6 protein-coding genes are annotated in these 6,000 nt (G+C 72.6%); 3 read left to right on the top strand and 3 right to left on the bottom strand.

Translation table 11 applies throughout. From position 1 onward, the window contains the following. Nucleotides 1-82: 82 nt before the first annotated feature. From AB0917_RS13950 to AB0917_RS13960, 3 genes are all read right to left on the bottom strand, one after another. Nucleotides 83-1,393, bottom strand: coding sequence for a sensor histidine kinase (locus tag AB0917_RS13950; RefSeq protein WP_366819746.1), 1,311 nt, complete (start codon nucleotides 1,391-1,393; stop codon nucleotides 83-85). 425 nt (nucleotides 1,394-1,818) lie between these two features. Further along, on the bottom strand, nucleotides 1,819-2,097 hold the full coding sequence (locus AB0917_RS13955; RefSeq protein ID WP_366819747.1) for a hypothetical protein: 279 nt from the start codon (nucleotides 2,095-2,097) through the stop codon (nucleotides 1,819-1,821). A gap of 10 nt (nucleotides 2,098-2,107) precedes the next feature. Then, nucleotides 2,108-2,890 (bottom strand): PspA/IM30 family protein, encoded by a 783-nt coding sequence (locus AB0917_RS13960; RefSeq protein ID WP_366819748.1) that lies wholly within the window; start codon nucleotides 2,888-2,890, stop codon nucleotides 2,108-2,110. 341 nt (nucleotides 2,891-3,231) lie between these two features. Here AB0917_RS13960 and AB0917_RS13965 point away from each other — a divergent pair, with 341 nt between their 5' ends. From AB0917_RS13965 to AB0917_RS13975, 3 genes are all read left to right on the top strand, one after another. Continuing rightward, nucleotides 3,232-3,831 (top strand): DUF3043 domain-containing protein, encoded by a 600-nt coding sequence (locus tag AB0917_RS13965; RefSeq protein WP_366819749.1) that lies wholly within the window; start codon nucleotides 3,232-3,234, stop codon nucleotides 3,829-3,831. A 92-nt stretch (nucleotides 3,832-3,923) separates the two neighbouring features. Then, complete coding sequence (locus tag AB0917_RS13970; RefSeq protein ID WP_366819755.1) at nucleotides 3,924-4,631, top strand: methyltransferase domain-containing protein; 708 nt, start codon at nucleotides 3,924-3,926, stop codon at nucleotides 4,629-4,631. 281 nt (nucleotides 4,632-4,912) lie between these two features. Further along, on the top strand, nucleotides 4,913-5,935 hold the full coding sequence (locus AB0917_RS13975; RefSeq protein WP_366819750.1) for a trypsin-like peptidase domain-containing protein: 1,023 nt from the start codon (nucleotides 4,913-4,915) through the stop codon (nucleotides 5,933-5,935). Nucleotides 5,936-6,000: the final 65 nt, after the last annotated feature.

Here is a 6,000-nt window from a genome sequence, read left to right on the forward strand (position 1 = left end):
GGTGCCTGTGGCGTGTCTGGCGTGGGCGGTGCCTGTGGCGTGTGTGGTGCCTGTGGCGTGTCTGGCGTCTGTGCGGGCTGTGTCATCGGCGCTCCCCCGTCGCGGCCGCCGGGCCGGGTGGTTCCGGTTCGCCCGTGCGGGCCTCGATGGGCAGGATCGCATGGACCCGGAACCCGCCCCCGTAACGAGGCCCCGCCGTGAGGGCGCCCCCCAGGGCGGTGACACGTTCGCGCATGCCGAGCAGACCGTGGCCGCCGCTGTCCGGGGGCGTGGTGCCCCGGCCGCCCTCCGGTGCGCCGCCCGGCCCGCCTCCCGGGCGCCGACCGGCGCTCCCCCGGCCGTTGTCCAGCACCGTGATCTCGGCGGTGGCCCCGACCCGTACGACGCTCACCTCGGCCTTGGCCCCGGCGCCCGCGTGCTTGCGTACGTTGGTCAGGGCCTCCTGGATGACCCGGTAGGCGGCCAGGTCGACGGCGGAGGGGAGCCGGGGGGCCCGGTCGGCGCCGGCCACCTCGACGGGGAGCCCGGTGTTGCGGAAGGTGTCCACCAGCTGGTCCAGGACCGCGAGGCCGGGGGCCGGTTCGGTGGGGGCCTCGGGGTCGCCGGACTGGCGCAGCAGCCCGACGGTGACCCGGAGTTCGTTGAGCGCGGAGCGGCTGGCGTCGCGTACGTGGGCGAGCGCCTCCTTGGCCTGGTCGGGGCGCTTGTCCATGACGTGGGCGGCGACCCCGGCCTGGACGTTGACCAGGGCGATGTGGTGGGCGACGACGTCGTGGAGGTCCCGGGCGATCCGCAGCCGCTCCTCGGCCACGCGGCGGCGGGCCTCCTCCTCCCGGGTGCGCTCGGCCCGCTCCGCGCGCTCCCGGATCGCGTCGACGAAGGCGCGCCGGCTGCGTACGGCGTCGCCGGCGGCCGACGCCATCCCGGTCCAGGCGAAGACGCCCAGGTTCTCCTGGCTGTACCAGGGCGTCGAGCCGAAGACCATCGCGGCCATCGTCAGGATGCCCATGGTCAGCAGGCCGACCCGCCAGGTGGTGGGGCGGTCGGTGCGCGAGGCGACGGTGTAGAGCGCGATGACCGCGCTCATGACGACCGGGGCCGGCGGGTCCATGAAGATGTACTCGGTGGCCGTGAGGACACCGGTCGCCGCGAGGACCGCCATGGGGTGGCGCCGGCGCAGCACGAGGGCCGAGGCGGCCACCACCATCAGCAGGACGCTGACGACCTCGGGGGTGCGGGTCCCGAACGTCGGCCCGTGGCCCGTACCCGGGTCGGCGAACGAACCGCAGATCATCGAGACCAGGACGCAGAACGCCAGGGCCGCGTCGAACGCGAGGGAGTGGTCCCGAAGCCAGTGACGGGCGCGCGCGAACCCGGAGGGGAGGGTGGTCACGTCCAGCAACGGTACGGCGTGTCGCGTACGGAACCGTCTCCGCGGTGTGCCGATACGACCACGGAACCGTACGGAGGGGTCGGGCGCCCCAGGGCCGTACGGACGCGGCGGGGCGGGGCCCCGGACCGTACGAGAGTGGCGGTGCGAGCCTCCGGACCGTACGAACGCGGCGGGGCGAGCCTCCGGACGTACGGACGCGGCGGGGCGGAGCGGGGCCGCAAACCGTACAAGGGTGGCGAGCCAGGGCCCCGGACCGTACGAGGGCGGCCGGGCAGAGCCCGGACAGCACCGCGCCCCGCGCCGGGTGGGCCGGGCGCGGGGCGCAGACGTGCGAGTGCTGATGGAGCAGGCCCTCAGGCCGGGCGCCCCGGCCGGTGCCGCCGGTCGGGGGCCACCCGCCAGGTGCTCCGTCGGAGCGGCTGCCTCTAGTTGGGGATGAGCCCGTCGTCGCTGAGCATGGCGCGCACCTCTTCGAGGGTCGCGTCGGGCGCCGGCAGGATCAGCTCCGACGGCTCCAGGGAGTCGTCGGACAGCGGGGTGCCCAGCTCGCGCACCTTGTCCAGCAGCGAGTGGAGCGTGGTGCGGAAGCCGGGACCGTCGCCGCTGTCCATCTCCTTGAGCAGGAGATCGTCCAGCTCGTTCAGTTCGGCGAAGTGACTGTCGGCCAGCTTGACCTGGCCCTCCCCCATGATCCGTACGATCATGACGCCGCCCTCACTGCTTGTCGAACTTGTGCGGGGACTGCTGCGACTGGGGCGCACCGCCCTGCGCGCCGCCCTCGATCGCCTGCTGCGAGGACGAGGAGCCGCCGGCCAGCTCGGCCTTCATGCGCTGCAACTCCAGCTCCACGTCGCTGCCGCCGGAGATCCGGTCCAGCTCGGCGGCGATGTCGTCCTTCGCCGTGCCGGTCGGGTCGTCCAGGGCGCCGGAGGCGAGCAGCTCGTCGATGGCGCCGGCCCGCGCCTGGAGCTGCTGCGTCTTGTCCTCGGCCCGCTGGATCGCCAGGCCGACGTCGCCCATCTCCTCGGAGATGCCGGAGAAGGCCTCGCCGATCCGGGTCTGCGCCTGGGCCGCCGTGTAGGTCGCCTTGATGGTCTCCTTCTTGGTGCGGAAGGCGTCGACCTTGGCCTGTAGCCGCTGGGCCGCGAGGGTGAGCTTCTCCTCCTCGCCCTGCAGCGTGGTGTGCTGCGTCTCCAGGTCGGTCACCTGCTGCTGAAGGGCGGCGCGCCGGGACAGCGCCTCGCGCGCCAGGTCCTCGCGGCCCAGCGCCAGCGCCTTGCGGCCCTGGTCCTCCAGCTTGGTCGACTGGCCCTGCAACTGGTTCAGCTGCAACTCCAGTCGCTTGCGGGACGTCGCCACGTCGGCGACGCCGCGGCGCACCTTCTGAAGCAGCTCCAGCTGCTTCTGGTACGAGTAATCCAGGGTCTCGCGCGGATCCTCGGCCCGGTCAAGGGCCTTGTTTGCCTTCGCGCGGAAAAGCATCCCCATACGCTTCATGACACCGCTCATGGGCTTCGCGCGCCCCCTTCTGACGGACTGAGCTCCAGCACTCCCGATAGAACCCACAGTACGGGCCCTGCCTCTATTACCGCACTGTTCGAGTCCCGATGTGCTCCTCCCCAAGGACGACTGCGCCCCGCGACCGCTCCCGCCCAGGGTGTAGGCGGCGGTCGGGGAAACCGTCGGGACGGCCGAGGAAACGGGCGATACGGTCAGGGAAACCGGCGGTAAACGTCCCTTCTGCCCCTGTCGGGGTGCTTACCAGGACGCCGTCCGTTGCCGGATCGTTCCCGCCCGGGTCCGTGAGCCCGCATCCCGACCCCGTACCCTTGGGTTTTGTGTTCCGTAGCCGTGCCAAGACAGAGAAGGGCCTCACCGACAAGGTGACGGCGGATCTCTCCAAGCAGCCCCGCGACCCGCAGGCTCCCAAGGGTCGCCCCACCCCGAAGCGCAGCGAGGCCCAGACGCAGCGCCGACGCGCCGCGTCCAGCGCGCCGACCGACCGCAAGGCGGCCGTGAAGCGCCAGCGCGAGGCGCGCCGGGCCGACCTGGCGAAGCAGCGTGAGGCGCTCGCCTCGGGCGACGAGCGGTACCTCCCGGTCCGTGACAAGGGCCCGGTGCGGCGCTTCGTCCGTGACTTCGTGGACTCGCGCTTCTGCATCGCCGAATACTTCCTGCCGCTCGCCGTGGTCATCCTGATCCTCAGCGTGATCCAGGTGCAGAACATCCAGACGATCTCGCTGATGCTCTGGATGGGTGTGATCATCCTGATCGTGATCGACTCGGTCGGTCTGTCGATCCGGCTGAAGAAGCAGCTGCGGGAGCGTTTCCCGGACACCCCCAAGCGCGGAGCCGTGGCCTACGGTCTGATGCGCACGCTCCAGATGCGTCGTCTGCGGCTCCCGAAGCCGCAGGTCAAGCGCGGAGAGCGGCCCTGAGCACGGAACCCTCCGACTCCACCGGGGTCTCTCCGGCGAGCCTCGGCGGCGTACGGGACCCCGGCGGGGTACGTGACACGGTCCGCCAGGAGCTGGTCGCCCGGCAGCTGGACGAGCAGATGGCCGGGCGGTTCCCGGTCGGCCGACGGCTGCGCATCCTGGACGTCGGCATGGGCCGGGGCGTCCAGGCGCTGCGCCTGGCGCGGGCCGGCCACTCGCTGACCGGTCTGGAGCCGGACCCCGAGCTGCTCTCCGCGGCCCGCGAGGTGCTGGCGGGCGAGCCCGAGGGCATCCGGGAGCGGGTCAGGCTGATCGAGGGGGACGGCCGGGAGACCGGCGTGCACTTCCTGCCGGGCAGCTTCGACGTGGTGCTCTGCCACGGCGTCCTGATGCACGTGGAGGAGCCCGACCCGGTGCTCGCCGGACTGGCCCGGATGCTGGCGCCCGGCGGCCTGCTGTCGCTGCTCGTGCGGAACGCGGACGCGCTCGCGATGCGCCCCGGGCTCTGCGGGGACTTCGGCGCGGCCCTGGAGGCCTTCGACACGCCCACGTACACCGATCGCCTCGGTGCCACCGTGCGGGCCGACCGGCTCGACGCGCTGCGGGCCACCCTGGCCGGGATCGCGGCCCCGCTGCACGCCTGGTACGGGGTGCGGGTCTTCACGGACAACGTGGCCGAGGGGACCGAGCTGCCCGCCGACGAACTGGAGCGGGTGCTGGCCCTGGAGGACCGGGCGGCGCGGACCGACCCGTACCGGAGTGTCGCGGCGCTGCTGCACCTGTGCGGGGTGCGCGGCTAGGAGCCCGTACGGGGGCGGGCTCGTTCGGCCCTGGGCCGTACGGGAGCGGGCCTCGTTCGGCCCATCAGCACAGGCACCCGAAAGGGTGGGGGCACCAGACTCCGGATATGGACGCATCCCCCTCGGAACCACCGGCCGCCCCGGAATCCCGGGAAGCCCCGGAGACCCCGACGCCCCCGTCAGCCCCGGAGATCTCTTCCCGTGGCCGTACGCGTCGGCCACCGCCGCCCCTGTCCGCAGGTCGCCGTCTGCTGCTGCCCCTGTCGGCGGGTGTCTGCGTGATGGCCCTGGCGGCAGGCTGTTCCGGAGCGGCGCCGGCGGCCGCCCCGGCCCCGGAGGCCAGCCCCTCCGGTACGGCCCAGGGCTCCGTGACCCGTGACCCCGCCGATCTGGAGAGCGCCTACCAGGCCGTCATCAAGAACGTGCTGCCCTCCGTGGTGCAGATCGACGCGTCGGACAGCCTCGGTTCGGGGGTCGTCTACGACGACAAGGGGCATATCGTCACCAACGCCCATGTGATCGGTGACGAGAAGACGTTCAAGGTCAGCGTCGCCACCGGGGAGGCCGTGCTGAACGCCTCGCTGGTCTCCTCCTACCCGGAGCAGGACCTGGCGGTCATCAAGCTCGACCAGGTGCCCGACGCGCTGAAGCCCGCGAAGTTCGGGAACGCGGACCAGGTCGAGGTGGGGCAGATCGTGATGGCGATGGGCTCGCCGCTCGGCCTCTCCAGCAGCGTCACGCAGGGCATCGTCTCGGCGCTCGGCCGGACCGTCAGCGAGAGCCGGGCCGGCGGCGGCACGGGCGCGACGATCGCCAACATGGTGCAGACCTCGGCGGCGATCAACCCGGGCAACAGCGGCGGGGCGCTGGTCGATCTGGACAGCCAGGTGATCGGCATCCCGACCCTCGCGGCGACGGACCCGCAGATGGGCGACAGCGCGGCGCCGGGCATCGGCTTCGCGATCCCCGTCTCGATGGTGAAGACGGTCGCGGACCAGATCATCAAGGACGGCCGGGTCACCGACTCGGGCCGGGCGGCCCTGAACATCACCGCCCGTACGGTCGTCGACGGCTCCTACCGGCCGGCCGGGGTGGCGCTGGTGAGCGTGGACCCGGACGGCGCGGCGGACCAGGCCGGGCTGCGGGCCGGGGACATCATCACGAAGATCGGCGACACCGGTGTCACCACCATCACCGCGCTCTCCGAGGCCCTGGCGAGCGACAAGCCGGGCGACAAGGTGACCGTGACCTACACGCGGGACGGCGACAGCAGGACGGCCGAGGTCACGCTCGGGGAGATCTGAGACCCCGCGCTCCGAGCGCTGCTACGGTGAAGCGCGCCCCGGCGCCTCGGGCCTGGAGATCTACC

The sequence above is a fragment of the Streptomyces sp. NPDC007346 genome, from assembly GCF_040703535.1.
Taxonomy (GTDB): Bacteria; Actinomycetota; Actinomycetes; order Streptomycetales; family Streptomycetaceae; genus Streptomyces.

Excerpts from the sequence above, each read along its gene's own strand:
- AB0917_RS13955 (WP_366819747.1), bottom strand. The coding sequence starts at position 2,097 with ATGATCGTACGGATCATGGGGGAGGGCCAGGTCAAGCTGGCCGACAGT.
- AB0917_RS13960 (WP_366819748.1), bottom strand. The coding sequence starts at position 2,890 with ATGAAGCGTATGGGGATGCTTTTCCGCGCGAAGGCAAACAAGGCCCTT.
- AB0917_RS13975 (WP_366819750.1), top strand. The coding sequence starts at position 4,913 with ATGGCCCTGGCGGCAGGCTGTTCCGGAGCGGCGCCGGCGGCCGCCCCG.